This is a genomic window from Pedobacter jeongneungensis (assembly GCF_000633455.1).
Lineage (GTDB): Bacteria > Bacteroidota > Bacteroidia > Sphingobacteriales > Sphingobacteriaceae > Pedobacter > Pedobacter jeongneungensis_A.
The window spans coordinates 381,252-406,004 of record NZ_AYMG01000010.1; the positions used below are offsets into that span (position 1 = coordinate 381,252).

Here is a 24,753-nt window from a genome sequence, read left to right on the forward strand (position 1 = left end):
ATAAACTATTTGTTTGGTTTCGTTTCTTAACCATGCTCATTAACCAAACAAAATGAGATGTTTATAAACAGGTAAAGACACCGACATTTTCAGTCGGTGTCTAATACATTTTTAGCTTAGCTAAGTTAAGTGATTACTTAATCTCAACTACTGCTCCAGCTTCTTCTAATTGTTTTTTAAGAGCTTCTGCTTCGTCTTTAGCAACACCAGTTTTTAATTCTTTTGGTGCTCCGTCTACTAAGTCTTTAGCTTCTTTCAAACCTAAACCAGTTAAGTCTTTAACAAGTTTTACAACTGCTAATTTCTGACCACCAGCTTCTTTTAAGATTACATCAAAAGATGTTTTTTCTGCAGCAGCAGCAGGTGCATCACCACCAGCAGCAGGACCAGCAACTACAGCAGCAGCTGCAGGCTCAATACCATACTCATCTTTTAAGATTTGAGCTAATTCATTAACTTCTTTTACTGTTAAGTTTACTAATTGCTCAGCAAACGCTTTTAAATCTGCCATTTTATTAAGATTTTAAAAATTTACGTGTGTAATAATTTTGTTTAATTTGCGAACTTAAGGTGTTCGTTAACCTTCTCTTTCCTGAAGAGTTTTAACAATTCCTGCAATTTTGTTACCGCCTGATTGAAGCGCAGATAGCACATTTTTAGCTGGTGACTGTAGTAATCCAACGATATCGCCAATAAGCTCTTCTCTTGATTTCAAGCTTACCAGGTTATTCAACTGGTCGTCGCCAACATATACTGATGAATCTATAAATGCTGCTTTAAGCACAGGTTTATCAGAAGTTTTTCTCAAAGCTTTAATCAACTTAGCCGGAGCGTTTGCTGTTTTTGAGAATAATAATGATGATGAACCTTTAAGCGCTTCGTATATCTCAGAAGCATCGCCTTCTAAACCTTCAATCGCTTTGCGGATTAAAGAGTTTTTAGCAACCTTCATTACGATATCACCTTCGAAACATTTGCGGCGGATGTTATTGATCTGCTCAACAGAAAGGCTAGAAGTATCAGCAATATAAAAATTGCCAAACTCTTGCATTTGTCCTTGTAGTTCTAAAACTACTTCGTTTTTTTCTTCTCTGTTCATGATTAGATCCCCGCTACTGATTTTGTTTCAATTGCAATTCCAGGACTCATTGTAGAAGACACGTGAATGCTCTTAAAATAAGTTCCTTTTGCAGCAGATGGTTTTAATTTAGAAATTACCTGAATGATTTCAAGTGCATTCTCATAAATTTTATCTGCTGGGAATGATACTTTTCCTATCGAGGCGTGTATGATACCCGTTTTGTCTACTTTAAAATCAATTTTACCTGCTTTAACCTCTGTTACAGCTTTACCAACTTCGTTGGTTACTGTTCCAGATTTTGGATTAGGCATTAAGTTCCTTGGACCTAAAACACGGCCCAATTTACCTACCTTAGCCATACAAGCTGGTGTAGTGATAATAATGTCTACATCGGTCCAACCACCTTCAATTTTAGCTACATACTCGTCTAAACCTACGAAGTCTGCGCCAGCTGCTTTTGCTTCTTCTTCCTTATCAGGAGTTACTAAAGCTAAAACACGTACAGTTTTACCTGTTCCGTGTGGTAAAGTAGCAATACCACGTACCATTTGATTGGCTTTACGTGGATCTACACCTAAAGATACATCAATATCAACTGAAGCATCGAATTTAGTAGTAGTGATTTCTTTTACCAAAGCAGCAGCATCCTTCAAAGTATAAGCTTTACCAGCTTCTATTTTAGCATGTGCCTTTTTTTGATTTTTAGTTAATTTCGCCACTGTTGTAAACTGTTTTTTAATTAATTGTTCCAGGGTGCGTCACCAGAAACGGTGATTCCCATACTGCGTGCTGTACCGGCAACCATACTCATTGCAGATTCGATTGTAAATGCATTTAAATCAGGCATTTTATCTTCAGCAATAACTTTAATCTGGTCCCAGGTCACCGATCCAACTTTTTTACGGTTAGGCTCAGCAGAACCACTCTGTAATTTAGTAGCATCTTTTAACTGGATAGCTACAGGAGGGGTTTTGATGATGAAATCGAATGACTTATCAGCATAAACAGTAATTACAACTGGCAATACTTTACCTGCTTTATCTTGGGTACGAGCGTTGTACTGTTTGCAAAACTCCATAATGTTCACCCCTTTAGCACCTAATGCAGGTCCTACTGGTGGCGATGGATTTGCCGCTCCGCCTTTGATCTGTAATTTGATCATTGCACTGACTTCTTTTGCCATTTTGTGTTTTTTGTTTATTTAAAACTCAATGTTAAATATTGGAAGCATGTAACATTTATTTTCCTTAGGGCTCCTATAAAGCTTAAAGGACTGCAAAGATATGGATTAACTTACAGTAAAACAATAGTATCGACAAAAATTAATTATTAATTATTTGTGATCTTGTTAAACGATAATCCTTATTGAAAGATTAGTTAAGAACTTACTGATATTTAACGGATAGCAAGCTTGGGTTATTGTTTATATCTTATAAAGATTAGAAATAGTAGCAAATAAGATGTGCATGTTGTTTTATAACATAGGCGGTTTAACAACTTTTTTAGGCTGCTTTACGAGCGGTCTGTCCATTATATATTTTTTTAAATCCATAGCCTGCTGAAAGTTAAACCGGACTACGTCTTCTTCTTTACTAAAATATTCTTTTGACAAATCGTATGTTGAAGGATAAATTACAAAATCAGTAATTCCTGTATTGATTTTATATGTTATTTCTGAGGTTATCCTCCCAAAAGAATAGCCATTTGGTTCTATGGGCTTTAAATTTGTCCAGTAATTAATAATTCCTTTTTGCTTATAAATTTTGCTAATATACCATTTATCATAATCCAAAAATAAATCAAATGGAGCTAGTGTAGTGGTATCATTAATCGTCTCTTTACGTATCGAATCCATATATTTTTCAGTATAGGGCTTATCAAAAAGATTTAACTGAAATTTATTGGAGAACCGGGTATATTGAGGGAAATATTTATGGTCGGCAATTAAACTAAAAGCCTGCCCAAATACTTCGTTATGGGCAAACTGTAAATACATGTTGTTAATTTTAATTACAGGTTCAAACTCGTAGTATCTATTGTTCCTATCATCCAAAAGATATTTTTCTAATTCATTTATATCTTTTAATTTATAATTAACTATAGTATTAGTATCATTAACCTTGAAAAAGGCAAGTTTATCCTTGCCTGGGAAAATATAAAATGTAAATATAAAGTCTGCTTTTTCTCCATTATATTTCCTTCTGATGTCGTCAGTTTTATATCTAATATTTAGTATATAAGCTGTTTTCCCCTTACTATCGCTTGTTTTAAAAAAAGTATAGCCTAATACATCACTTTTAGTATCATCCAAATTAAGTATTACATACTTATTTTTATCATCATATTCGCTTTGGGCTGATAGACTAATAAATATTAAATTTAAAATACAGAAAAGTAATAGGAATCTTGCTTGGTTGGTCTTCATCCTTTATTTTATCTAAATAATTATAATAAAAATTTGGATATTTTTTTATGTTCTGTTAAAATGAGAAGGGATAAATTCAACTACAAATGATAATGTAACAATCAATTCTTGTCAAAATATATTTTAAATAACTGCTCTATTTTCAATATACTTTTCCTACCTAATCGTCCCGGACATTTTTTATCATAAAACGCAGGAGCATAAAAGTATAGCCGTCTGATTGTATCTTTTGTAATTAAAAACAGCCTAATGCTTCCACCATCATAAATACCATAATCACCTTGCACCCTAAGGTTGGGACATCCTTCTCCATCAATAGCATCGTCTGCCATTTGCCAGGGATGAAAAGCTATGGTTTTCTTCCAGAGTTCTTTTGCCTTTTTAGGAATAATATATTTCGCATTAAAATAAGCATTTGTATCAATCTTTAGCCGGTTAATTTCTAAATCTCTTTTTTGAAATAAATTTCTAATCTCTCGGGGTATTTCCTTTACTCCCCTTCTGTCATACGGCGAACCATACAAGTAAAGTGTAATCAGATCCAGTTTCTTACTTAAAATAAAGTGCGTAACGGGATAATCGGGAATTTGATCATAAGTTAGCACTAAGGCACTATCTGTACTATTTTGCAAATACTTATATAAGGGAGGAGTATTTCCCTTGAATTCTTGTGCAGAAACCAATTGAACTGTCAACATCAAAGAAAGCAATACGATTTTCAGTAATAATCTGTTTTTCATATAAAATAGTTTATATTATTATTATTGGGGGCAATTTGGCGTTCCTTTTGCACCAGCATTTTTATCCGTATGATTATATGGCGCCATGCTGGAAATTATTTCATTTTTCGTCATAGTTTCTCCTGGTTCTGTCTGAAAAGCTGTATTATCATCTGCAGCATTAAACACATCCCCCATTCCTGCCCAAGCTAAACCCCAAGCATCAGTAGATGGCATATTGTACTTGCTCTTTAAATATCCCGCAATATCCTTTACAAAATTGGTAAATAGATAATTATGCTGATCTTCTTTAGGTAATGCCTTGTAAGCATTATTAGTTTTTAAAAGATAGGCGTGAACAACTTCATGAATTAAAGTTGCTACTACGGCCTCCTTCGTTACATCATCGTAATGTCTATTCTTAAATGTAATATTAGCTGTAAATACTCCATTCTCTAATTTAGAGCTTGTTCCAGCAGGCAGGTTAATATCGCCATTATAGAGATTAATTATAATCCCATTATTTAATCCTGAGAATTTATTTATCACTTCACTAAGAAAACCTTTAACATCTTTATTGCTAGCCAATGCCTCATTAATGGTATTTTTTAAACATGGATCGATTATTTTATTAATAATTTCTTTTTTCTTTGAAGTGTTACTTTCTCCTCCTCCTCCTCCTCCACTACCACCGGCATTTCCACCGCCTGCACAAATAGTATATAAATAAGTAGCACTATAGACGATTGCTGATTTTGTATCAGAAAGAACGTAGTAATAATCTACACAAGTTTCTTTTCTTGTAGACCCCACATCACCCATTAGTAACCGAGACATTAAATCTTTGGGTGTAAGAAGATTTATTTTTCTATAAGTCATTCCATTTACTAGAGCACTACCACTAATAAATTTATGATTAACATCGAAAAGTAATATATTAATGCTTAAATCTTTTGCACCATTTAATTTCTCCTTATATAATAAATATTTACTTATAACTTCCTCATTTAAAAAATCTCCTTCAGAATCTTTAGTTCTAAAAAGCTCTATCAGATTTCCCTGAATTTCATTTTCAGAAATATCGACTGCTAAATAAGAGTTTATGATAATTTCATCACTAGATAGAGACATGTTTGATGGTAAGATAACGAAATTGTGCCCGTTCAAATGAGTTACATTTGCTTTATCCCAACTTGGGATATAGGAAAGATTAGGTTTAGCACTAAACCATTCTTTAGCCATTTGAATCAATTCTACATCGCTATTTTTTCCAGTGTCCTTTTTACAGCTATACACTAAGAAAAGTGTGATAGTGATTAATAAGAGTGAAACCTTGAGTAGGCTTTCGTTAAATAGATTGTTTTTCATCCTTTATTTTATTTAAATAGCTACAATAAAACCGGGGATGATTTTTTTCGGAATCCTGTGTTAAACAAAAATCTTAGAACAATATACAAATAAATTTAATTGCAAAGTATACCTAAAAAAATTGGCGCAAAAAAAAGCCCCGAATCAAATTCGGGGCTTTCTAAATATTTTTAAGAATTTATTATTCTTTTTCTACCTGCATGTAGTTAAGCTCAAGCGGGGTTTTACGTCCGAAGATTTTAACCATTACTTTCAGTTTTTTCTTCTCTTCGTTTACCTCTTCGATAATGCCTGAGAAACCGTTGAAAGGTCCGTCCATTACTTTGATGCCTTCGCCAACATAATAAGGAACATTCATGGTTTCGCCCTGTTCGCTCATCTCATCAACTACACCTAAAATGCGGTTAACTTCTGCCTGGCGCATCGGGATCGGGTTACCAGCTTTATCGCCTAAGAAACCGATAACACTGTTAATGCCTTTAATAATGTGCTCTAACTCTCCATCTAATGTAGCTTCGATTAAAACATAACCAGGATAAAAGTTACGTTCTTTGGCAATTTTTTTACCATCTTTCATCTGGTAATATTTTTCCATAGGAATTAATACCTGCGGAACCAAATGAGAGAAACCTAAACGGCTGATCTCAGCATCAATGTACTGCTTTACCTTCTTCTCTTTACCGCTAACAGCTCTTACAACGTACCACTTTAGATCGCTCATTAGAAAAAATTAATTAGAAAGTGATTTATAAAAAGTATCCAATACAAAGGTAGATCCTTTATCCATTGCAAAAATTACCAATGCAATAATCAGGGAAGCTACCAAAACAAGAATTGCAGAACTTTGAAGTTCGCCCCAAGTAGGCCAGGTAACCTTATTGGTCATTTCATCGTACGATTCTTTTATAAACTCAACTACTTTAGCCATATCAAATTATTGAAAGAGTGAATGAGTAAATGAGTGAATGATATTATTCGAAAGCTAGGCTTCAAATTCAATCATTCACTCATTCTAATACTCAATCATTATGTTAAGCACGGGAACAAGGATTCGAACCCTGATCAAAGGTTTTGGAGACCTCTATTCTACCGTTGAACTATTCCCGTGTGTATAAAAAAGAGCTAGCCTAAACCAGCTCTTTTTATATTATTATAGCTTAAAATTAAGCTAAGATTTCAGTTACCTGACCAGCACCTACTGTTCTACCACCCTCACGGATAGCGAAACGTAGACCTTTTTCCATTGCAATCGCGTTAATTAATTTAACTGTGATTGTAACGTTATCACCTGGCATTACCATTTCAGTTCCTTCAGCTAGTGAGATCTCACCAGTAACGTCTGTAGTACGGAAATAGAATTGAGGACGATATTTGTTGAAGAATGGAGTGTGACGACCACCTTCTGCTTTTGATAATACATAGATCTCAGCTTTGAAATCAGTGTGAGGAGTTACTGAACCTGGTTTACAGATTACCATACCACGACGGATATCAGTTTTCTCAATACCACGTAACAATAAACCTACGTTATCACCAGCTTCACCATAATCTAAGATCTTACGGAACATCTCAACACCAGTTACTGTAGATTTTAAGTTCTCAGCACCCATACCTAAGATTTCAACCGGATCACCAGAGTTGATTACACCACGCTCAATACGACCAGTTGCTACAGTACCACGACCAGTGATCGAGAATACATCTTCAACAGGCATTAAGAATGGAAGATCAGTTAAACGTGGAGGAATTGGAATGTAGCTATCAACAGCATCCATTAATTCCATAATTTTTGCTACCCATTTAGCATCTCCGTTCAAACCACCTAAAGCAGAACCTTGAATAACAGGAATATCATCACCAGGGAAATCGTAGAACGATAATAATTCACGAACTTCCATTTCTACTAATTCTAATAATTCAGGATCATCAACCATATCCACTTTGTTCATGAATACAACCAATGAAGGTACACCAACCTGACGAGCCAATAAGATGTGCTCACGAGTTTGTGGCATTGGACCATCAGTAGCAGCAACAACGATAATAGCACCATCCATTTGAGCCGCACCTGTAACCATGTTTTTAACATAATCCGCGTGACCTGGACAATCTACGTGTGCGTAGTGACGGTTTGCAGTTGAATACTCAACGTGCGCAGTATTAATTGTAATACCTCTTTCTTTTTCCTCAGGAGCTGAGTCAATTGAATCGAATGAACGTGCCTCAGATAAACCTGCATCAGCTAAAACTTTTGTAATAGCTGCTGTTAAAGTTGTTTTACCGTGATCGACGTGACCGATTGTACCGATGTTTAAGTGCGGTTTACTACGGTCAAATTTTTCTTTTGCCATTTTATTTATAACTAATTAGTAGGTTAACTTTTTATTAATTTTATTTATTGTTTTGATGCAATGCAACACAAAAAACCTTGTCTACCCTGCATATTAAACAGATTTAACAAAGCTTTATTATCCTGAGCCAACTATGGGAATTGAACCCATGACCTCTTCCTTACCAAGGAAGTGCTCTACCGCTGAGCTAAGTCGGCTTTTTAGTTTCCAGTTCCAGCCTTTTGTTTTAACTAAATTAAAACCGCAACCAATAACTGCCCACTTTTCTAATTTTATTGGAGCGGAAGACGAGGTTCGAACTCGCGACCTATAGCTTGGAAGGCTATCGCTCTACCAACTGAGCTACTTCCGCTTTTAAAAACTAGTGATTGATTAAATGAAAGAATGAGAGATTTATTCTATCATTAAAACATTTGGTCGTTCATTTAAAGTGTGGGGAGAGAAGGATTCGAACCTTCGAAATCTTGCGATAACAGAGTTACAGTCTGTCCCATTTGGCCGCTCTGGAATCTCCCCATTTTTTACTTCAAAATGCTAACACTTTAAAATAAAAAGAGCCTCCTATCGGAATCGAACCAATGACCTACTGATTACAAGTCAGTTGCTCTACCAGCTGAGCTAAGGAGGCTTTAAATTTTGTGCAATGATACGAAAAATCTTCATTTCTCATACTATTAACGTGTTTTTTTAAAACTTTTATCTTTTTAAAGAACAACCTTTTCTTCCTGGCTTAACACCGTTTCCGAAAGGGAATGCAAATATACACACTTATATTTCACTTCAAAATAAATTTGAAAAAAAATAGTGAAGTTATTTTGATTAGCTGCCATTATACCTATGAAGGAGCTTAATAATCAATCTCTTAAAATCGAATATTTTTTTTCATTTTTTTATCTTTATTACCCTAAAAAACAGCATCAGGATTACCAATAACAAGAAGCGATCGAAAATAACACCTGAATTAATTTTAAGAAAAATTAAAATTTACGCTTCAAGCATGATTTTTTTGGCAAGAATTAGTTGAAAAATTAAAATTGATTTATAAAAAATACCAGGAAATTAAATAAAACAGCATTAATGTGAAGCATAAATTTCATCCTATAAGTTAAATTTATTCGAGGTGCGGGAAGAAATTAAAACAAAAAGGGGCGGAACAATTAACTGTCCCGCCCCTTTTGCATTTATATGTTTATGCTTTTATTAGTAGTCAGCAGCTTCGCTTTCGCTTAAAATTGCCTTATGCTCACTTAATTTTGCACGCGTTTTATCTTTATGTTTAGTGATCTGCTTCCTCAACGACTCGATGGCCAGATCGGTAGCTTCTTCAAATGATTTACATTGTTCTTTAGCAAACAGGGTACCTCCCGGCACAATAAGTTTAATCTCACTGATTTTATTGGCCTCGTCCTCTACGTTCTCTAACTTTAAATACACTTCGCCGCTAATGATCTGGTCAAAAAACTGATCAAGCTTGTTTGCTTTCTTCTGTATAAAATCTAACAACTTACTGTCTGCACTGAAGTGGATTGATTGAACTCCGATTTTCATTTTTCCTCCTTTTTTTACGCCTTTGGATGGGCTTGTTTATAAATTGTTTTTAATCTTTCGATTGAATTGTGCGTGTAAACCTGGGTTGCCGCTAAACTGGCATGACCCAAAAGTTCTTTAATCGCATTTAAATCTGCTCCTGCATTTAGCAGGCTTGTGGCATAGCTATGCCGCAACACGTGGGGACTTTTCTTTTCATTGGTTGATATGTGGTTTAGGTATAAGGTAACAATACGGTATATTAATTTGGGATATGCCGCTGCACCTGTATTGGTAACGATTAATATAAGTAAATTGTTATTAAAGTTTTGCAACTTTTTTAGCTCGATATAGGTATTTACCTGATTAATAAGCTGTTTATTTATGGGGATAATCCGTTCCTTATTTCTTTTGCCCAGCACCTTTATTGTTCCTGAATAAACATCGATATCAGTATCTTTCAATTGCAACAGCTCAGTTAAACGCATGCCGGTTCCAAACAGCAGTTCGATTACCAGATGATCACGAACGGAAGGAAAACTTTCATCAAAATAATGCTCCGAATCCAGCAAATGATCCATTTTCTGTGCATCAATAAATACCGGTAGCCTTTTAGGGATTTTAGGTGCTTTAATTAAAACACTTGGGTTTTGATCGATCTTTCCGGAACGGTGTAAAAACTTATAAAAACTTCTTAATGTGGAGATTTTTCTGTTAATGGTATTTTCTGAATTTTCCTTTTCCATCAGCTCCACCAGATAACTTCTGAGGTGAGTGTGTTTAACTTCAAGAAAATCCAGTTCTAATGCCTTAATAAATACTTCAAACTGATCTAAATCCGTTTGATAAGAAGTAACGGTGTGCTGAGAATAGCGCTTCTCGTGGGTTAAATATGTGATAAAACTTTTTAGCAACATTCAATATCTTTTTGCGAGGCATTGATATGAAGTTACAAATTGTTTTGATATAAAGAAATCATTAATTAATTGTTTATTGTAAAGTTTTGGATGGCACCAAAAACAAAAAAGCCTTCCCGATGTAAAATCGGGAAGGCTTTAATATATTTATATCGTGAACAACTATGAAGTTGTATCTAGATTCATATTCTGAATGTAAACAGCATGTTTAATTTCAGTACGGCGAGCAACGGATTTTTTCTCGTATGCTTGGCGACTACGTAGTTCTCTCAATACACCAGTTTTTTCAAACTTTTTCTTGAAACGTTTAAGGGCTTTATCTAATGATTCGCCGTCTTTAATGTTGATAATGATCATAACGCTGAAATACCTCCTCTCGTGGTTTTTAAATTTTCCCGTGTTAACGGGCTGCAAATGTAAGCAAAATATTGAAAACGAGAAAGATTTATAAAAAGAATTTTTATTTAAATCATTAATTGAACTTATGTGTTGTTTAGCTACATTTATATATACATAATCATATATGACAACAGGCAAAAAAGTAGGTTCAATTATCGCAGTTATAGTTGTTATCGCATTAATCGCAATCTGTTACTACCGTTATTTCTTTGTTTTTGGCGAAGGTGTTAAAGCAGGAGAGCTAAACTATGTAGTAAAAAAAGGCTACGTATTTAAAACATATGAGGGCAAATTAATCCAGAGCGGAATAAAATCACGACAAACAGGCACGCTGCAGAATAATGAATTTGAATTTTCTATCGCTAACCAGGAAATTGCAGAAAAAATGATGGCCAATAGTGGTAAGTTTTTTGAATTACACTATAAAGAATACAAACATACATTACCATGGCGTGGATTTAGCGTTTATGTGGTAGATAGTATTTTAACTACGAAAGATTTACCGCAGTAAAGCTGAAAGTCTGGAGACTAAAGCTAAAAGCATTGCAGGCACGAAACAGAATTACTGATAAGTAATCCTCTTTGGTCTTTTAGCTTTAGTCTTTTAATCTTTCTTAGGTACCTTCGCTCCTTCTTTCCTTGCTTCTGACAATCCGATGGCAATTGCTTGCTTTTTGGATGTTACTTTTTTACCTGAACCGCTTTTAAGCTTACCTTCTTTCATTTCGTGCATGGTTTTTTCTACCTTCTCACCAGCTTTTTCTGAGTACTTTGCCATTGCTTTAGTCATTAGTCATTAGTCATTAGTCATTAGTCATTAGTCATTAGTCATTAGTCATTAGTCATTAGTCATTAGTCATTAGTCATTAGTCAAAACACTGATTCCAGCCAGGAGGTTTTGAAAATTTTAAACAAAAAAATCCGGAGGTGGTTAAACCGTCCGGATTACTCATAATATATTTGGTTTTTAATAAGGTTGAAGGCGGAAGGTTTAAAAGATATAAGGTTCAATGCATAAAGCCCTAAACCTTCTACCTTAAAACCCTCTACCTTGATAATATTTCTCTGGCGATCACAATCTTCTGGATTTCGGATGTGCCCTCGCCTATCGTACATAATTTACTGTCGCGGTAAAATTTCTCTACCGGAAAATCTTTAGTGTAACCATATCCGCCAAATATTTGCACAGCATCTGTAGCTACCCTTACCGACACTTCTGAAGCAAAATATTTAGCCATGGCCGATTCTTTGGTCATTGGCAAGTGCCTGTTCTTTAAATCAGCTGCCTGGCGGATCAATAATTCTGCCGCTTCAATTTCGGTTGCCATATCAGCCAATTTAAAACTGATGGCCTGGAAACTTGAAATCGGCTGACCAAATTGCTGACGTTGTTTCGAATAAGCTACTGCTGCATCAAAAGCACCTTTTGCAATACCTAAAGCCAATGCAGCAATAGAAATTCTTCCACCGTCTAAAACTTTCATGGCCTGTTTAAAGCCTTCACCAACATTTCCCAATAAATTGGCTTTCGGTACACGGCAGTTATCAAAAATCATCTCAGTGGTTTCTGATGCACGCATACCCAATTTATTTTCCTTTTTCCCTGCTGTAAAACCAGGTGTACCCCGCTCTACCACAATGGCCGAAATCCCTTTCGAACTTCCCTGCTCCCCCGTTCTTACCATTACTACAGCAATATCGCCGCTTTTGCCATGGGTAATCCAGTTTTTGGCACCATTTATAATGTAATCATCGCCATCTTCAACAGCGGTTGTCATCATTCTTAAAGCATCCGAACCGGTGTTTGCTTCGGTTAAACCCCAGGCACCAATCCATTCGGCTGTTGCCAGTTTAGGTAACCATCTTTGTTTTTGCTCTTCATTGGCAAAGGCTAAAATATGACCTGTACATAAAGAGTTGTGTGCCGCTAATGATAAACCGATAGAGCCACATACTCGGGCCACTTCTACAATTACATCAACATATTCCTGATAGCCCAAACCCGAGCCACCATATTCTTCGGGAACCAAAACGCCCATCAGGCCCAGTTCTCCAAGTTGCTTAAACAGCTCTACCGGAAAATGCTGTGCCTCATCCCATTCCATAATATTTGGACGAATGTTTTTCTCTGCAAAATCGCGGACCATGGCCTTTACATTCTGCTGAGTTTCTGTTTCTGAAAAATCGAAGCTTACGCTCATTAAATTTTATATTTTAAGTTAGTTCGAGGCAATTATAATCAATTATTTGATAGTTAGTTACCATTAAATATTTGTGTAATTACAGAATGAAATGGTATTCGGTTCAATTAGTTTATGGGTTAATTTTAAACCTTGCAATTGATTGGGAAAGTTTTTTATATTTTTTTTCAAAAAAATCTGTTTAGAATTAGGAAGACGGTGATTTTTGATTAATATGGTGGAAATTCCACGAAACGTTCCTACGGAACGAAACGCAAACAACCAATGGTTATTTGCTACCTGGGAATCGTCCCTAACGGGACGATCTAAGCCAGCTATATATCGAGCTGCCCCCTTCTTCATCCTGAGGTGTAATTTATTACCTAAAAATGAATATAAAAGACTGATTTTGGCAAACGGTAGGCTGCGTGAGATCGTTATTCCCAACTCGATTGGGATGACGACCGTGTTAATGGGCTCTGTTAATGGCAGGCACAAAGCATCTCTTACTAGAACACCTTCGTTTTTAACATAGAAACAATTAAAAAGAAATATAAGGCGCAATTTTATCGATCACCTGCTGGTTTAAGATGGCTATCTTTTTTAAATCAGCTATATTTGAATAGTTGCCATGTTGTTTACGGTATTGAATAATGGCATTAATCTGTTTATAAGAAAGATATGGATTCCGTTTTAAATCGTCAAAAGCTGCCGTATTGATATTGATTGTTTTTAAAGGGGCATTACTTATTGAAATCTGATCTTTAATTTCGGCATACTTAACAGAATCTAAACCGTAAACTTCCATTAACTGTTCTTTTTTATAAAAACCGCCTAAACGCTCACGATATTTAATGATCCTTTTCGCAAAAGCAGCACCGATTCCTTTTATTTCATCAAGTTTCGCAGAATCAGCCTGATTTATGTCAACAATTACAGGTGCTTTTTTAACATATTCTTTCTTCTCGAAAGGGATATATTTTTTTGAGGTATTTAGCTCTTTGACAGCGATTTTAACATAGGGCAAAATCTTTTTATACATCTCCGGAGAAATGGTGTACATTTTCTGAAGATCCTCAGGTTTATAAAATTTTCCGCCTTTGCTGGTATAATTAATAATTGCTTTTGCCTGTTTTGGTGATAAACCTAAAGTTTGCCAGCCATCAGCATCCAGGGTATTTGGATCGAAATTAAAAAGCCGAGCTGTTTTTTCAGGAGAAGAATTTTCAATCTTTTCGCGGAGATTATTGGCATATTTTTCATCTGCAACCGTTATTTTCTGAATCTGCGTTAAAAGATTTGGGTCATCTTTTTCTATCGGCCGGGTATAACCATATATAATAGGTATTGCCTTAAGCACCATAATAATCAATATCAGCAACAACAATCCGTTGAACTCACCTTTACTAAAACCGAAATATTTATTCAGCCAAATTCTCATTGATACGATATGACATGTGTATTATAAATATAAATCTTATTTTTGGGATTGCAAAACTGAGCAGGTTTTGCCTATCAACAACCTAAGAATTTTATATGAAGATCATAACGACGTCTGAATTTGCTAAAGCAACGAAGATAGATAAGCTAGGTGTACCGGGTTTGGCAGGTTTGATGATGGAGATCATGAAACTAAATGATATTAATGATGTATTCGCTCAAAATCAACACTTTAAGGGTTTAGAGTTTGTAGATAAAATATTGGAAACCATTGGTGTTTCGATCGAATTTGATGATGACGATTTAAACAGTATCCCTAAAACGGGTCCGTTTATTGCCATTGCAAACCACCCTTATGGCGGTGTAGAAGGTTTGGCTCTGGTTAAACTTTTATGTACGGTAAGGCCGGATGCAAAGGTGATGGTAAACTTTATCCTGAAAAAAATACCTAACCTTGATGAGTTTTTTGTTGCGGTTAATCCTTTCGAAAATGTTCAGCATTCATCAAGCATCAGTGGTTTAAAAACAACTTTCGATCTGCTTAGAAATGGAACCCCGATCGGTATTTTTCCGGCCGGAGAGGTTTCTACCTTTAAACTGGATGCCCAGCAGGTAACCGACAGGATGTGGCACCCGGTGGTTGGAAAACTGATTGCAAAAGCAAAAGTACCGGTTGTACCAATCTATTTCCATGGCAATAATGGTGTTTTCTTTAATATTTTGAGTTTTATACACCCAACTCTACGTACAGCAAAACTACCATCTGAGTTTTTAAATAAACACGGACGTACCATTAAAGTAAGGATTGGTAAGCCGATTGCGATTTCTGAAATCTCGCACATGAACAGCAGCAATAAGTTAATGGACTTTTTAAGGGCCCGTACTTATGCTTTAGGTGTTGGACTGGATACAGAGAAAAAACTTTTCAATCCGTTGAATTTATTTAAAATTAAAAAGAAACCGGTTGAGGTGATTGAAGAAACTTCGAGGGTTCTGATTAAGGAAGAAGTAGAAAAATTAGAAGATTTTAAAGTTTGGACGGAAAAAAACTATGAAGTTTACATCGTACCAACGCTAAAAATCCCAAATATTTTAAGAGAAATTGGCCGTTTACGTGAAATCACCTTCCGTGAAGTTGGTGAGGGAACGAATAAAAAAATCGATCTCGACAATTACGACATTTATTATAACCATTTATTTATCTGGGATAGGGATTTAGAAAATATAGTTGGTGCTTACCGCATTGGTAAAGGTGATGAGATTTTAGAAAGCATGGGCCGCCGTGGTTTCTACCTTTCGGAGCTTTTTAAAATGAAAGATCAGTTTTACCCGATGTTGAGACAAGGGATTGAATTGGGCAGATCGTGGATCAGAAAAGAATACCAGGGCAAACCACTTCCGTTATTCCTGCTCTGGAAAGGGATTTTAAAATACCTGATCGATAACCCACAGTACCGTTATATGTTCGGACCGGTAAGCATTAGCAACAATTTTTCGAAATTTAGCAAGGCTTTAATTGTTGATTACATTACCAAAAACCATTTCGATTACGAGATGGCGAAATACGTTAAACCCAGAAACAAATTTAAAGCCGACTTATTACCTATTTCAACTGATACCCTGGTAGATAGCAGCGAATCTTTTAAAGATTTAGACAGTATTATTGGTGATATCGAAAATTCACACATTAAAATCCCGGTATTGTTACGGCAGTATATGAACCTGAATGCGAAGATTATCTCTTTCAATATAGACCCTAAATTTTCAGACTGTTTGGATGGTTTCTTAGTGGTAGATACACACAACATTCCACCAGAAATGTTGGAAAAACTTGGCAAGAACCTATAATAAAGGCAATAAAAAAACCCAGACATCCATCTGGGTTTTTTATTATCAACTAACCTAAACTTTATAAATACTAACCAAATATTTATGCCACAAAAGTATAGTTAGCTTGTTAAATTGGTATTAATGAAATGTTATTTATAGAATTTTCGCCATCACAATTTCTTAACGGATAAATAGCCCTTTGTTCATATTATTCTGTTATCTTTAGGTACTCTGTATGAGCTATGATTGACATTCTTCTTTTCCAAGAAAAGGATGTTTCCCCTCTCTTATATTTAGCTCAAATAAAAAATCATTTATCGAATTGGCTTCAACGTGAAACCAGTTTTGAAACATCATTTATGACAGTCATTTCTAAAGAAAATTTTTCAAAAGCAACAGGTATCTGTAATATCCCTATTCCTGGTCTCGCTTCTTTTTTAATGCGGTTTTTGAAGATTAATGATTTTAACGGAATTATTAAAAACGCCGATACTTTAGAAGGTGAAAAATTTGCGAACCACATACTCCATGTTTTGGGTGTTACCATCGAGATCAGCAATGAAGATCTGGCCAATATTCCAAAAGAAGGTGCGTTTATTGCTATTGCGAACCATCCTTACGGTGCAATAGAATCGCTGGCCTTATTAAGTACATTAGCCAATCAGCGGCCCGATACCATGTTTATGGGGAATTTCTTATTAAAGAAGATCCCAAACCTCGAGAAATGCATTATTGCGGTAAATCCTTTCGAAAAAGTACAGGATGCATCGAGCATCAGCGGATTAAAAACTACTTTAAAGGTTTTGAAAGACGGAAGTCCTGTTGCCATTTTTCCAGCCGGCGAAGTTTCTTCTTATAAATTTAGAAAAAACCAGATTACTGATCGCGAATGGCATCCTGTGGTGGGAAAAATCATCTCTAAAGCTAATGTACCCATCTTGCCGGTATATTTTCATGGCAACAACGGTATCTTTTTTAGCCTGTTGAAATTCATCCATCCTTCCTTGCAAACGGCAAAACTGATTTCAGAACTGTTTAACAAAAACGGTCATAGGTTAAAAATCAGCATTGGAAAACCCATCATCGTGAGTGAAATAGCTTGTAAAAACTGCAACACATCACTCCTAAAATACTTAAGAACAAGTCTTTACGCGCTAAGAAAAAATCAGATCTAATTTATTCATGTTAATTTCTTATTAAGCACCGCGCCAATTGTTCACATAAATAAATTGTTGATTTTATGTTAATAATAGGTAAATTTAATGTAACCAAATAGGATGCAGCTTGAAAAGAGGGATCTACATATATTTTTTGAACATCTTTTTGTTCGTTTGCCTGATGATGAGTACCACCATCGCAAATGGACAGAATTACACTTTCGATTTTTACAACGGAACTTTCAATTTCAGTGCCGATTCAACAGTTAATCTTCTGGTATCAAAAACAGCAAATGCAACTGAAGTTTCTAAATTCTACACTGAAATATCTTCGGGTAATTATACCCCATTGATTTCTTCACTTAAAAAATATCAGGAAAAGTATAATTTAAATGATTGGATCTATTATCAGCTGATCCGCAAAACTGCAGAACTGATCAGTCCAAAGGCCGATAATTATTTCCGTTATACTTTATATAAATGGTTTTTGCTCAGCAAGTGCGGCTATGATGCGAGGTTAGCGGTGGGCAACGAGCAGGTTATCTTTTACGTTAGGAACGAAGAGAACATCAATGATATTCCATTTTTCATGATCGATGGCAAAAAATATATGTGCCTTAATTACCATGATTATGGAAAACTATTTAAAAAAGCAGATGCTTATATCCCTGTTAATATTTCAATACCCGAAGCCAAAAACGCTTTTTCTTATAAAGTTACACGCATGCCGGATTTTAAACCGGAAAGTTATGAAGAGAAAGACGTGGAATTTAGTTATCGTCAGAAAATCTATCATTTTAAGCTGAAAGTGAATGAAGATGTGCAAACGATTTTTAAGAATTATCCGGGTGTAGATTTCGAAAGTTATTTTAACATTCCCTTAAGCCGCGAAACGTATAGCTCGTTAATTCCTATTTTAAAGAATAATTTAAAAGAAATGGACCAAAAAAAAGGGGTTGATTATTTGATGCGTTTTACCCGTTATGCTTTTCTTTACGAAAATGATGAACAGAATTTTGGTGCTGAAAAAAGACTGTCGCCGGAACAAACGCTGTTAAATAAATATAGCGACTGCGATGACCGGGCAGCTTTATTTTTCTATCTGGTAAAAGAAATTTACAACCTGCCCATGGTGGCCTTGCTCTACCCTACCCATTTAACCATGGCTGTACAGTTTGATAAACCTGTTGGCGAATTTATTGTTTACAACGGTAAAAAATACTCTTTTTGCGAACCTACGCCCCAGAAAGAGAATTTAAAGATCGGTCAGCTTTCTTCTACTCTAAAAAACATCAAATATGAGGTGGTGTATGCTTATGAGCCTGTTAAGCGGTAAAACAGAAATTCAATATTAAATTAATATTAATTAATTATAAAATAAATGTTATCTTATAGATAACACACTACAAGTAACGGCTATTTGCAGTATTTTTATTTTTAAACTGTTGTTTAAATTTTAAAAGAATCCTTATGTCTGCAATCATTTATACCGTTTTAAAAGAGTTTTTTGTTGAGATCCATCAACACCAGGTAAAGGCAAGGATTATGTCGCCGGTTAATGATAACAGCGTTTTCGTTTTCCAGACAAGTTTATATTACAAGAACAAAAGTGATTCTGACCCTAATCAGCCGGCCTCAACATTTACCTCTTATGCCAATGCTGAAAGGCATTTGCTACAATACCTGGAAGAATTTCAAAATACGATCGATCTTGGTGGCCATGTAGCAGAAGGAACTAAAATCTAGCTATCAATCAACGGCTTATAGTCAAAATATTTTATATGTTAACTCAATTTCAACGAGTTAACATAATCATAATATTGATTTAATTTTCTGATAACATATCTTTGGGCTATATCCATTTTAAGTTCGATGAAAAAAAATAAATCAAAATCAAGAAACCATTCAGCAGGCAAGAAAGTACGTAAAGAGTTAGAAACAAAATTGGCAGCAGCTTTCGGCGAAGTGGTATCAGCTTATGGCAAAGCAAAAAAAGCAGACAAAGTAATCGGAAAATTCGCCAAACAACTGGCTAAAAAAGTTACAATTTCAGCTGCACAGGATTCGATAACTCCATTTATTAAAGAAGAAAAAGCTGCACCTGTAGCTACCAAAACAAAGCCTGCTAAAACTGTTGTTGTAAAAAAGGCCAAAGTAGAGGTTAAAGAAGAAAATATTTAAAATATTTATAAAGAAAAACAGGTCTTCATCTATATTATGTTGTATCCGCTTTTTTTCCCTATTTAAGAAATTTTAAAAACAAAAAAGCTAGAATTGATCTAGCTTTTTTGTTTTTATTAGAGATAAATAATTTTAGTAAACGTTGGTTTGAGGTGTAAAATTAGCCCAACCAGTAGTCCAATCTGTAGTACCAAAAGCACCACGGTAAGTTACAGTCTCAAAACCGGTAAGTCCTGTAAAGCTTGCGCCAGCCAATAATATAGATCCCGTGTTTAATGTAAATTTCGGTGTTGCACCTAAGTCGAAAATGGTACCATCAATACCCAGATCTTCCCACTTCGGATAAGTTTCGTTTGCGAATGCCGCAGTTTTAAACCAAACATCAACTGCTTGTGTACCTACGTTACCCGTTGATTTTATTTCAACACCGATTGGATTTGGGAAAGTTGTAGTACCACCAGTACCATAACCATTTGCACCCCAACCATCTACACCAGCAAGTACATTATTTTTAAGTACCAATTCTCCAGCTGCTGCATTGGCTAAAGTTGTAGCACCATCGATAAATAAACCGTTTGGATAGGCAGTGAATACCGAGTTATAAATTTTGATTTTGTTATTTCTTCTCAAATGCATTGCATTTTGAAATTGAGTTGAAATTGTTTTGTTTCTATCTTTCTTTGGACCAATAATGGTTACGTTTGAGAATTGAGGTGATGTAAATGGTGTAAGACTTGAACCTGCACCGTCGTTATCTACTTCAAAACCATTCGAACCTGACTGATCTGCAGAGTTCGCATCACGGATACCGATAGCGAATTGAACAGTACCACGGAATCCGAAATCAACGTCGAAATCATCATCAAGGCCGCGGTAAGCAATTAGGTGTTTTGCATTAACAGTTCCACCAAACCACTCAAATGCATCATCTAAACCATATGAACACTGTACATAATCAATTACTGTTCCTGAACCTACAGAACCCATTGTTAAAGAGTTTACCTCCTGGTTTGGGTTTATTGGTGTACCAGCATAGTCAATTCTTACATATTTTAATATGCCAGAGTTATCTGCATCGTTGGTACCACCATGCCAGCCACCATAAGCACCCTCTAATTCAGCTTCGCCACCTGGCTGGTTATTAGCAGCCTTTCCACATATTACCACGCCACCCCAATCTCCAGGCTCGCGTAATCCGGTACCACGCTCTGAGGTAAAAATAATTGGCTGTGCAGAAGTACCTTCGGCAATAATTTTATTACCTCTTTGTATTACCAATGTACCTTTTGTTTCCCTGTCGCCAATAATAACAGTACCCGCTTCAATGGTTAAGGTAACACCCTCAACTGCTGCTAAACCGCCGCTGTTTTTGGCATCTCTACCAACCCTTACAAAACCGTTAAGTCGGTAAATATTACCTTTTGTCCATGTTGTATTAGTAGTAATGTTACCACTTGCCACTTCTACAACCGGTTTAGTAAATCCAGTTGAAGGATTAGGGGTTGTTCCTGAATTCGATCCTGCCTCATTATATTCGATGATGGTAGTTTTTTTACATGAACTAAAAATTAAAGTTCCGGCCAAAACAAACATCATTGTTTTAAGGGCGTTTGTACCAAATTTTGGCGTGTAAAGCTTTTTCATATTCATTTTTTTGTTTTTTATATCCTTAAATGTTTTTATTAAAATACTTTGTAAGAAAGTGTCAGCCCAAATTGGCGCCCGCTTTTATATTGTACGGTTACCTGATCTGTTGACTGATCGAATTTACCATCCTGGTTTCCATCCTGCATTAGCGTAAAGTTTTGGTTCAACAGATCGTTAAAGTTGGCTTTCAATGATAGTTTGTTGGTAAAGTTTTTAGTTACAACCAAATCAATCACATTTCGTGGCATCTCATATATATCCCTGATTACATCAGTACCCACAAATGCAATGCGCTTACCAGCAACATTATAAAGCAGGTTAACCTGGAATTTAGATTTAATGTTGTTATAAAATATTGCAGTATTGATGATATACGGTGATTGCCCCTGCATTGGGCGGTTATTAGATTGTCCGAATGCATTGCTACCATCAAATGTTACTTTACTATTGATGTATGACGCATTTAAGAGAAGAGTGATATCATTCAGGAATTTTGATGAGGTAATACCTGCCAAAGATTTACGCATTTCCAATTCCACCCCGATATTTCTTACATTTTGCGCATTATTGAAAGTGAATGATTGTGCATTCGAACCAGAAACAGCCGTCATTTCGATAGCATCTTTAAACTTTTTGTAAAAACCCGAGATACTGATTAACTCGCTTGTTGAAGGATAGAATTCGTATTTAACATCATAGTTATCAATTTTTGCCGTTTTTAGATTACGGTTACCGGCAACGTTAAAGTTCTGGTCGAAATCATAAAACGAAAAAGGTGCAATTTCTCTAAACTCTGGTCTGTTAAGCGTTTTTCCATAAGCCAATCTGAAAAGTGATTTTTCGCTAATGTTATATTGTACGTTTGCAGAAGGCAATACCCTTGTGATATCGTTATCTACATTTACAGGGCCACCGGTATCAAAGCTATTCAGCTTTTGAACGTTGTTCTCTACTCTTGCACCAGCTACGATGGTTAACTTATCTTTATATGGTAAAATGAAATTGGCATAACCTGCAAAGAGTTTATTAGATGCATCATAGTTATCATAAGGATTTGATTTTTCATCCAATCTTATCCCTGTAGTAGTATTGATATTTTTCCAGTCGAAAAGTTCTTCAATAGAGCCCTTTAACAATGACTGATCAAATTGAAGTGAATTTGCCCTTACATATCCAATATTTCTTGATGAAAACGATCTTTGTTTGTCTTCATAATAGCCTCCAACTTTTACCGACGGTTTAAAACCTTCCGATTTAGGGGCCAATGCCTGTTCAACATTAAATGCACCTGTTTTAATATCTTCATTCATTTTGGAATAAAACCTTCCTAAAAATTCTGGCTGAGCACCTCCGGTTGGAACGAAAATGTTATATGTCCCATCTCCGTTATCCAATGTTCTATAACGCGAATAATCCGGCTGATCTCTGAACGATTTACTGTAACCAGCAACCCAGTCGAACTTCGTATTTTCGCTGTTAAACTTATGGTTACCTGACAATTGACCTGAATAGATACCACGATATAAAACATTCGATGCATAATTGGCATAGGCCTGTTGTTTTTCTGCACCGACACGGCTAACATACTGTGATGTACTTAACTGGTTATATAGGTTTTTGAATTCAAATGTATTGTTGTTGTCTAATTTAAATGCCCAGTTGTGTACAATACCCAAACGTACATTATAGGTATACTGATCATCATTATATCTGTAATTTTCTTCAGCAATTTTAGAAACCGGATCGTAAGCTTCGTAGTTACCTCTAAATACAGCATTGTTTGTTTTATTATTACTGTAAGTTATAGCGGTAATATTGCCTAACAATTTGTTATTGATGTTAAAACGCTTACTACCATAGATATTCAGCTTTTGATCTAAATTAGCTGTATTCTCATCAGGCACCCAGTTATTTCTTAGTGCGTGCCCGGCAGCATTTAATTTACTCGCACTAACATTATTTAGATTTGAAGGAAAATTTACGGGCAGATCATTATCTCCGGTATTGAAACCAGTGAAGTACAAACTTCCGGTATTTGTTCTTTTAAAATCTTTAAAAGTTGCATTTTGACGATAGGATGTACCATAATCAATTGTTAAACGGTCATCATCAGGAATACTTTTAAGGAAAACTTTTACAACACCACCAGCAAAATCAGCGGGTATATCAGCAGAAGGACTTTTGTAAACCAGTACCCGGTCTATTTGATTACTTGGAATTAAATCAAACGAAAACGACCGAACATCAGTTTCCAAACTTGGTGCCGTTACATTGTTTAACTGGACATTATTATATCGCTCGGCTAATCCGCGGATGTTTATAAAACGATTATCTACAATAGTAATACCAGGAACACGTTTCACAACCTGTGCGGCGTCAGAATCTCCAGACCTTTGAATGGTTTGTGATGAAACACCGTTTGCAATTGACTGAGATTTTTTAAGCTCGGCCAACAGAGATACCTCGGTACCTGTTTTTCTGGCTCCGGTAATCACAACATCATTAAGTGTAGACTGATCGTCTTCCATAACAATGTCGATAATGGTTGTTTTTCCCGGAGTAACTTTTACATTTGGGATTACCTGTTTTTTAAATGAAATAAATGAGAAGCTTACTTTGTAAGTTCCTGCTTTCACCGTATTTAAGGTATAATTTCCATCTGCATCACTGGTTGTCCCAATTGATGTTCCTTCTATCAGAACAGATAAGCCAACCAATGTTTGACCTGTAGATTTATCCGTTATTTTACCGGAAATTTTTCCGGTTTGTGCATACGAAAGTACGCTGACTGTCAGAGCGAACACAGTAAGTGCCGCTCTTTTAAAAGAGTTTAGTAATTCCAATTTGCCTTTATTTGATAAGGGCAAAAATATTACCGCAGTGTTAACAGTAAGTTAGGTGTTAATTAATGTTACTTTACTTTAAAGTTAATTAAAGGTTAACTATATTTTGAATTAGTACCTAATGCCAACCTTCTTGCAGATGAAGTGCAATAACCATATCGGACCTATTAACAGGAACTTAACATCATCTAAAAACGATGGTTTTTTCCCTTCAATTTTGTGACCTATAAACTGACCTATCCACGCCGCCACAAATATTGCTGCATAAATAGCATAAGCAGTTCCACTACCTAAACCAACGGCCTGTTCTATTTTTACGATGATATAACTCATTAAACCAACAACCCAGATCATTAAAAAAAACAATACGGGTGATAAGGTAAAATAATAATACAAGCTAAAAGCTAAAAGGAAAGATGCCCAGTTAAAGAAACCATTATAACTTCCCAAAAACCCGATGTGCGGAAAAGGAATCTGCCAGATCAACCCTAGTAAACTAAATACAATTAATGGCACACAAATCCAGTGTACCAGTTTGTTGGTTGGATTTTGGTGACTTTCGGCATACTTATCGAAAAGTATATCTACCGGACGTTTTGGTTCTATTTGGATGGTTTGCTTGCTCATTATGTAAAAATAAAAAAAAGCGATGGAATATCCATCGCTTTATATTTTGTTTAATTTTTAG

The 24,753-nt window shown here is 35.5% G+C and carries 25 protein-coding genes and 5 tRNA genes; 6 read left to right on the forward strand and 24 right to left on the reverse strand.

Annotated elements, in window-relative coordinates; translation table 11 throughout:
- Nucleotides 1–133: 133 nt before the first annotated feature.
- From rplL to rpsU, 18 genes are all read right to left on the reverse strand, one after another.
- A complete protein-coding gene (gene rplL, locus U859_RS0110065) occupies nt 134–511 on the reverse strand; it encodes a 50S ribosomal protein L7/L12 (protein ID WP_025143257.1) in 378 nt (125 codons plus the stop codon).
- Nucleotides 512–577: 66 nt separating this feature from the next.
- On the reverse strand, nt 578–1,099 hold the full coding sequence (rplJ, locus tag U859_RS0110070; protein WP_025143258.1) for a 50S ribosomal protein L10: 522 nt from the start codon (nt 1,097–1,099) through the stop codon (nt 578–580).
- 2 nt (nt 1,100–1,101) lie between these two features.
- Nucleotides 1,102–1,800 carry a 50S ribosomal protein L1 gene (rplA, locus tag U859_RS0110075; protein ID WP_025143259.1) on the reverse strand — a complete coding sequence of 233 codons (699 nt, stop codon included), beginning with the start codon at nt 1,798–1,800 and terminating at the stop codon, nt 1,102–1,104.
- A gap of 20 nt (nt 1,801–1,820) precedes the next feature.
- A complete protein-coding gene (gene rplK, locus U859_RS0110080) occupies nt 1,821–2,264 on the reverse strand; it encodes a 50S ribosomal protein L11 (RefSeq protein WP_010601094.1) in 444 nt (147 codons plus the stop codon).
- A gap of 291 nt (nt 2,265–2,555) precedes the next feature.
- Nucleotides 2,556–3,506, reverse strand: coding sequence for a hypothetical protein (locus U859_RS0110085; protein WP_025143260.1), 951 nt, complete (start codon nt 3,504–3,506; stop codon nt 2,556–2,558).
- Between the two features lie 101 nt (nt 3,507–3,607).
- The gene (locus U859_RS0110090; protein WP_025143261.1) at nt 3,608–4,246 is read right to left on the reverse strand and encodes a hypothetical protein; all 639 of its coding nucleotides are present in this window, start codon (nt 4,244–4,246) and stop codon (nt 3,608–3,610) included.
- Between the two features lie 21 nt (nt 4,247–4,267).
- On the reverse strand, nt 4,268–5,593 hold the full coding sequence (locus U859_RS0110095) for a hypothetical protein (RefSeq protein ID WP_025143262.1): 1,326 nt from the start codon (nt 5,591–5,593) through the stop codon (nt 4,268–4,270).
- A gap of 181 nt (nt 5,594–5,774) precedes the next feature.
- Nucleotides 5,775–6,314 carry a transcription termination/antitermination protein NusG gene (gene nusG, locus U859_RS0110100; RefSeq protein WP_025143263.1) on the reverse strand — a complete coding sequence of 180 codons (540 nt, stop codon included), beginning with the start codon at nt 6,312–6,314 and terminating at the stop codon, nt 5,775–5,777.
- A 9-nt stretch (nt 6,315–6,323) separates the two neighbouring features.
- Entirely contained in the window at nt 6,324–6,521 is a 198-nt protein-coding gene (gene secE / locus U859_RS0110105; protein WP_025143264.1) for a preprotein translocase subunit SecE, read from the reverse strand.
- Between the two features lie 108 nt (nt 6,522–6,629).
- A tRNA-Trp gene (locus U859_RS0110110) sits at nt 6,630–6,700 on the reverse strand.
- 56 nt (nt 6,701–6,756) lie between these two features.
- Nucleotides 6,757–7,944, reverse strand: coding sequence for an elongation factor Tu (gene tuf / locus U859_RS0110115; protein WP_025143265.1), 1,188 nt, complete (start codon nt 7,942–7,944; stop codon nt 6,757–6,759).
- A 125-nt stretch (nt 7,945–8,069) separates the two neighbouring features.
- A tRNA-Thr gene (locus U859_RS0110120) sits at nt 8,070–8,141 on the reverse strand.
- A gap of 79 nt (nt 8,142–8,220) precedes the next feature.
- Nucleotides 8,221–8,296 (reverse strand) — tRNA-Gly (locus U859_RS0110125).
- Between the two features lie 81 nt (nt 8,297–8,377).
- A tRNA-Tyr gene (locus U859_RS0110130) sits at nt 8,378–8,460 on the reverse strand.
- Nucleotides 8,461–8,499: 39 nt separating this feature from the next.
- Nucleotides 8,500–8,572: transfer RNA gene (locus U859_RS0110135), tRNA-Thr, on the reverse strand.
- A 572-nt stretch (nt 8,573–9,144) separates the two neighbouring features.
- Complete coding sequence (gene hpf / locus U859_RS0110145; RefSeq protein WP_025143266.1) at nt 9,145–9,492, reverse strand: ribosome hibernation-promoting factor, HPF/YfiA family; 348 nt, start codon at nt 9,490–9,492, stop codon at nt 9,145–9,147.
- Nucleotides 9,493–9,506: 14 nt separating this feature from the next.
- Nucleotides 9,507–10,388: a tyrosine-type recombinase/integrase gene (locus tag U859_RS0110150; protein WP_025143267.1), complete on the reverse strand. Its 882-nt coding sequence runs from the start codon at nt 10,386–10,388 to the stop codon at nt 9,507–9,509.
- A 162-nt stretch (nt 10,389–10,550) separates the two neighbouring features.
- On the reverse strand, nt 10,551–10,745 hold the full coding sequence (rpsU, locus tag U859_RS0110155; RefSeq protein WP_025143268.1) for a 30S ribosomal protein S21: 195 nt from the start codon (nt 10,743–10,745) through the stop codon (nt 10,551–10,553).
- Between the two features lie 166 nt (nt 10,746–10,911).
- Between rpsU and U859_RS0110160 the strand changes: the two genes are divergently transcribed.
- Nucleotides 10,912–11,298 (forward strand): hypothetical protein, encoded by a 387-nt coding sequence (locus U859_RS0110160; RefSeq protein ID WP_025143269.1) that lies wholly within the window; start codon nt 10,912–10,914, stop codon nt 11,296–11,298.
- Between the two features lie 93 nt (nt 11,299–11,391).
- Here U859_RS0110160 and U859_RS32185 read toward each other — a convergent pair whose 3' ends face one another.
- From U859_RS32185 to U859_RS0110180, 3 genes are all read right to left on the reverse strand, one after another.
- Complete coding sequence (locus U859_RS32185) at nt 11,392–11,565, reverse strand: DUF6496 domain-containing protein (protein WP_167293272.1); 174 nt, start codon at nt 11,563–11,565, stop codon at nt 11,392–11,394.
- A gap of 268 nt (nt 11,566–11,833) precedes the next feature.
- Nucleotides 11,834–12,988 carry an acyl-CoA dehydrogenase gene (locus U859_RS0110170; RefSeq protein WP_025143270.1) on the reverse strand — a complete coding sequence of 385 codons (1,155 nt, stop codon included), beginning with the start codon at nt 12,986–12,988 and terminating at the stop codon, nt 11,834–11,836.
- 520 nt (nt 12,989–13,508) lie between these two features.
- The gene (locus U859_RS0110180) at nt 13,509–14,408 is read right to left on the reverse strand and encodes a ComEA family DNA-binding protein (RefSeq protein WP_025143271.1); all 900 of its coding nucleotides are present in this window, start codon (nt 14,406–14,408) and stop codon (nt 13,509–13,511) included.
- A gap of 95 nt (nt 14,409–14,503) precedes the next feature.
- Between U859_RS0110180 and U859_RS0110185 the strand changes: the two genes are divergently transcribed.
- The 5 genes from U859_RS0110185 to U859_RS0110210 all read left to right on the forward strand — a co-directional run bounded on the left by U859_RS0110185 (nt 14,504) and on the right by U859_RS0110210 (nt 19,575).
- The gene (locus tag U859_RS0110185; RefSeq protein WP_025143272.1) at nt 14,504–16,255 is read left to right on the forward strand and encodes a lysophospholipid acyltransferase family protein; all 1,752 of its coding nucleotides are present in this window, start codon (nt 14,504–14,506) and stop codon (nt 16,253–16,255) included.
- 341 nt (nt 16,256–16,596) lie between these two features.
- Nucleotides 16,597–17,412, forward strand: a complete 816-nt coding sequence (locus tag U859_RS0110195) for a 1-acyl-sn-glycerol-3-phosphate acyltransferase (protein ID WP_025143273.1) — start codon at nt 16,597–16,599, stop codon at nt 17,410–17,412.
- Between the two features lie 136 nt (nt 17,413–17,548).
- Complete coding sequence (locus U859_RS0110200) at nt 17,549–18,730, forward strand: hypothetical protein (RefSeq protein ID WP_316931563.1); 1,182 nt, start codon at nt 17,549–17,551, stop codon at nt 18,728–18,730.
- Between the two features lie 134 nt (nt 18,731–18,864).
- The gene (locus tag U859_RS0110205; protein ID WP_025143275.1) at nt 18,865–19,140 is read left to right on the forward strand and encodes a hypothetical protein; all 276 of its coding nucleotides are present in this window, start codon (nt 18,865–18,867) and stop codon (nt 19,138–19,140) included.
- 126 nt (nt 19,141–19,266) lie between these two features.
- Nucleotides 19,267–19,575: a hypothetical protein gene (locus U859_RS0110210; protein ID WP_025143276.1), complete on the forward strand. Its 309-nt coding sequence runs from the start codon at nt 19,267–19,269 to the stop codon at nt 19,573–19,575.
- Between the two features lie 132 nt (nt 19,576–19,707).
- Here U859_RS0110210 and U859_RS0110215 read toward each other — a convergent pair whose 3' ends face one another.
- The 3 genes from U859_RS0110215 to U859_RS0110225 all read right to left on the reverse strand — a co-directional run bounded on the left by U859_RS0110215 (nt 19,708) and on the right by U859_RS0110225 (nt 24,692).
- Entirely contained in the window at nt 19,708–21,219 is a 1,512-nt protein-coding gene (locus U859_RS0110215; protein WP_064774713.1) for a hypothetical protein, read from the reverse strand.
- A 38-nt stretch (nt 21,220–21,257) separates the two neighbouring features.
- A complete protein-coding gene (locus U859_RS0110220) occupies nt 21,258–24,065 on the reverse strand; it encodes a TonB-dependent receptor (RefSeq protein WP_025143278.1) in 2,808 nt (935 codons plus the stop codon).
- A 111-nt stretch (nt 24,066–24,176) separates the two neighbouring features.
- Nucleotides 24,177–24,692: a DUF962 domain-containing protein gene (locus tag U859_RS0110225; RefSeq protein ID WP_025143279.1), complete on the reverse strand. Its 516-nt coding sequence runs from the start codon at nt 24,690–24,692 to the stop codon at nt 24,177–24,179.
- Nucleotides 24,693–24,753 lie beyond the last annotated feature (61 nt).

Bases quoted from the DNA above. Each gene is read 5' to 3' on its own strand.
- rpsU (WP_025143268.1), bottom strand. From the start codon at position 10,745: ATGATCATTATCAACATTAAAGACGGCGAATCATTAGATAAAGCCCTT.
- U859_RS0110195 (WP_025143273.1), top strand. From the start codon at position 16,597: ATGACAGTCATTTCTAAAGAAAATTTTTCAAAAGCAACAGGTATCTGT.
- U859_RS0110185 (WP_025143272.1), top strand. From the start codon at position 14,504: ATGAAGATCATAACGACGTCTGAATTTGCTAAAGCAACGAAGATAGAT.
- tuf (WP_025143265.1), bottom strand. From the start codon at position 7,944: ATGGCAAAAGAAAAATTTGACCGTAGTAAACCGCACTTAAACATCGGT.
- rplK (WP_010601094.1), bottom strand. From the start codon at position 2,264: ATGGCAAAAGAAGTCAGTGCAATGATCAAATTACAGATCAAAGGCGGA.
- U859_RS0110160 (WP_025143269.1), top strand. From the start codon at position 10,912: ATGACAACAGGCAAAAAAGTAGGTTCAATTATCGCAGTTATAGTTGTT.
- U859_RS0110205 (WP_025143275.1), top strand. From the start codon at position 18,865: ATGTCTGCAATCATTTATACCGTTTTAAAAGAGTTTTTTGTTGAGATC.
- U859_RS0110210 (WP_025143276.1), top strand. From the start codon at position 19,267: ATGAAAAAAAATAAATCAAAATCAAGAAACCATTCAGCAGGCAAGAAA.
- U859_RS32185 (WP_167293272.1), bottom strand. From the start codon at position 11,565: ATGGCAAAGTACTCAGAAAAAGCTGGTGAGAAGGTAGAAAAAACCATG.
- rplJ (WP_025143258.1), bottom strand. From the start codon at position 1,099: ATGAACAGAGAAGAAAAAAACGAAGTAGTTTTAGAACTACAAGGACAA.
- U859_RS0110090 (WP_025143261.1), bottom strand. From the start codon at position 4,246: ATGAAAAACAGATTATTACTGAAAATCGTATTGCTTTCTTTGATGTTG.
- U859_RS0110170 (WP_025143270.1), bottom strand. From the start codon at position 12,988: ATGAGCGTAAGCTTCGATTTTTCAGAAACAGAAACTCAGCAGAATGTA.
- hpf (WP_025143266.1), bottom strand. From the start codon at position 9,492: ATGAAAATCGGAGTTCAATCAATCCACTTCAGTGCAGACAGTAAGTTG.
- U859_RS0110215 (WP_064774713.1), bottom strand. From the start codon at position 21,219: ATGAAAAAGCTTTACACGCCAAAATTTGGTACAAACGCCCTTAAAACA.
- U859_RS0110180 (WP_025143271.1), bottom strand. From the start codon at position 14,408: ATGAGAATTTGGCTGAATAAATATTTCGGTTTTAGTAAAGGTGAGTTC.
- nusG (WP_025143263.1), bottom strand. From the start codon at position 6,314: ATGAGCGATCTAAAGTGGTACGTTGTAAGAGCTGTTAGCGGTAAAGAG.
- rplL (WP_025143257.1), bottom strand. From the start codon at position 511: ATGGCAGATTTAAAAGCGTTTGCTGAGCAATTAGTAAACTTAACAGTA.
- U859_RS0110225 (WP_025143279.1), bottom strand. From the start codon at position 24,692: ATGAGCAAGCAAACCATCCAAATAGAACCAAAACGTCCGGTAGATATA.
- U859_RS0110095 (WP_025143262.1), bottom strand. From the start codon at position 5,593: ATGAAAAACAATCTATTTAACGAAAGCCTACTCAAGGTTTCACTCTTA.
- U859_RS0110150 (WP_025143267.1), bottom strand. From the start codon at position 10,388: ATGTTGCTAAAAAGTTTTATCACATATTTAACCCACGAGAAGCGCTAT.
- U859_RS0110085 (WP_025143260.1), bottom strand. From the start codon at position 3,506: ATGAAGACCAACCAAGCAAGATTCCTATTACTTTTCTGTATTTTAAAT.
- secE (WP_025143264.1), bottom strand. From the start codon at position 6,521: ATGGCTAAAGTAGTTGAGTTTATAAAAGAATCGTACGATGAAATGACC.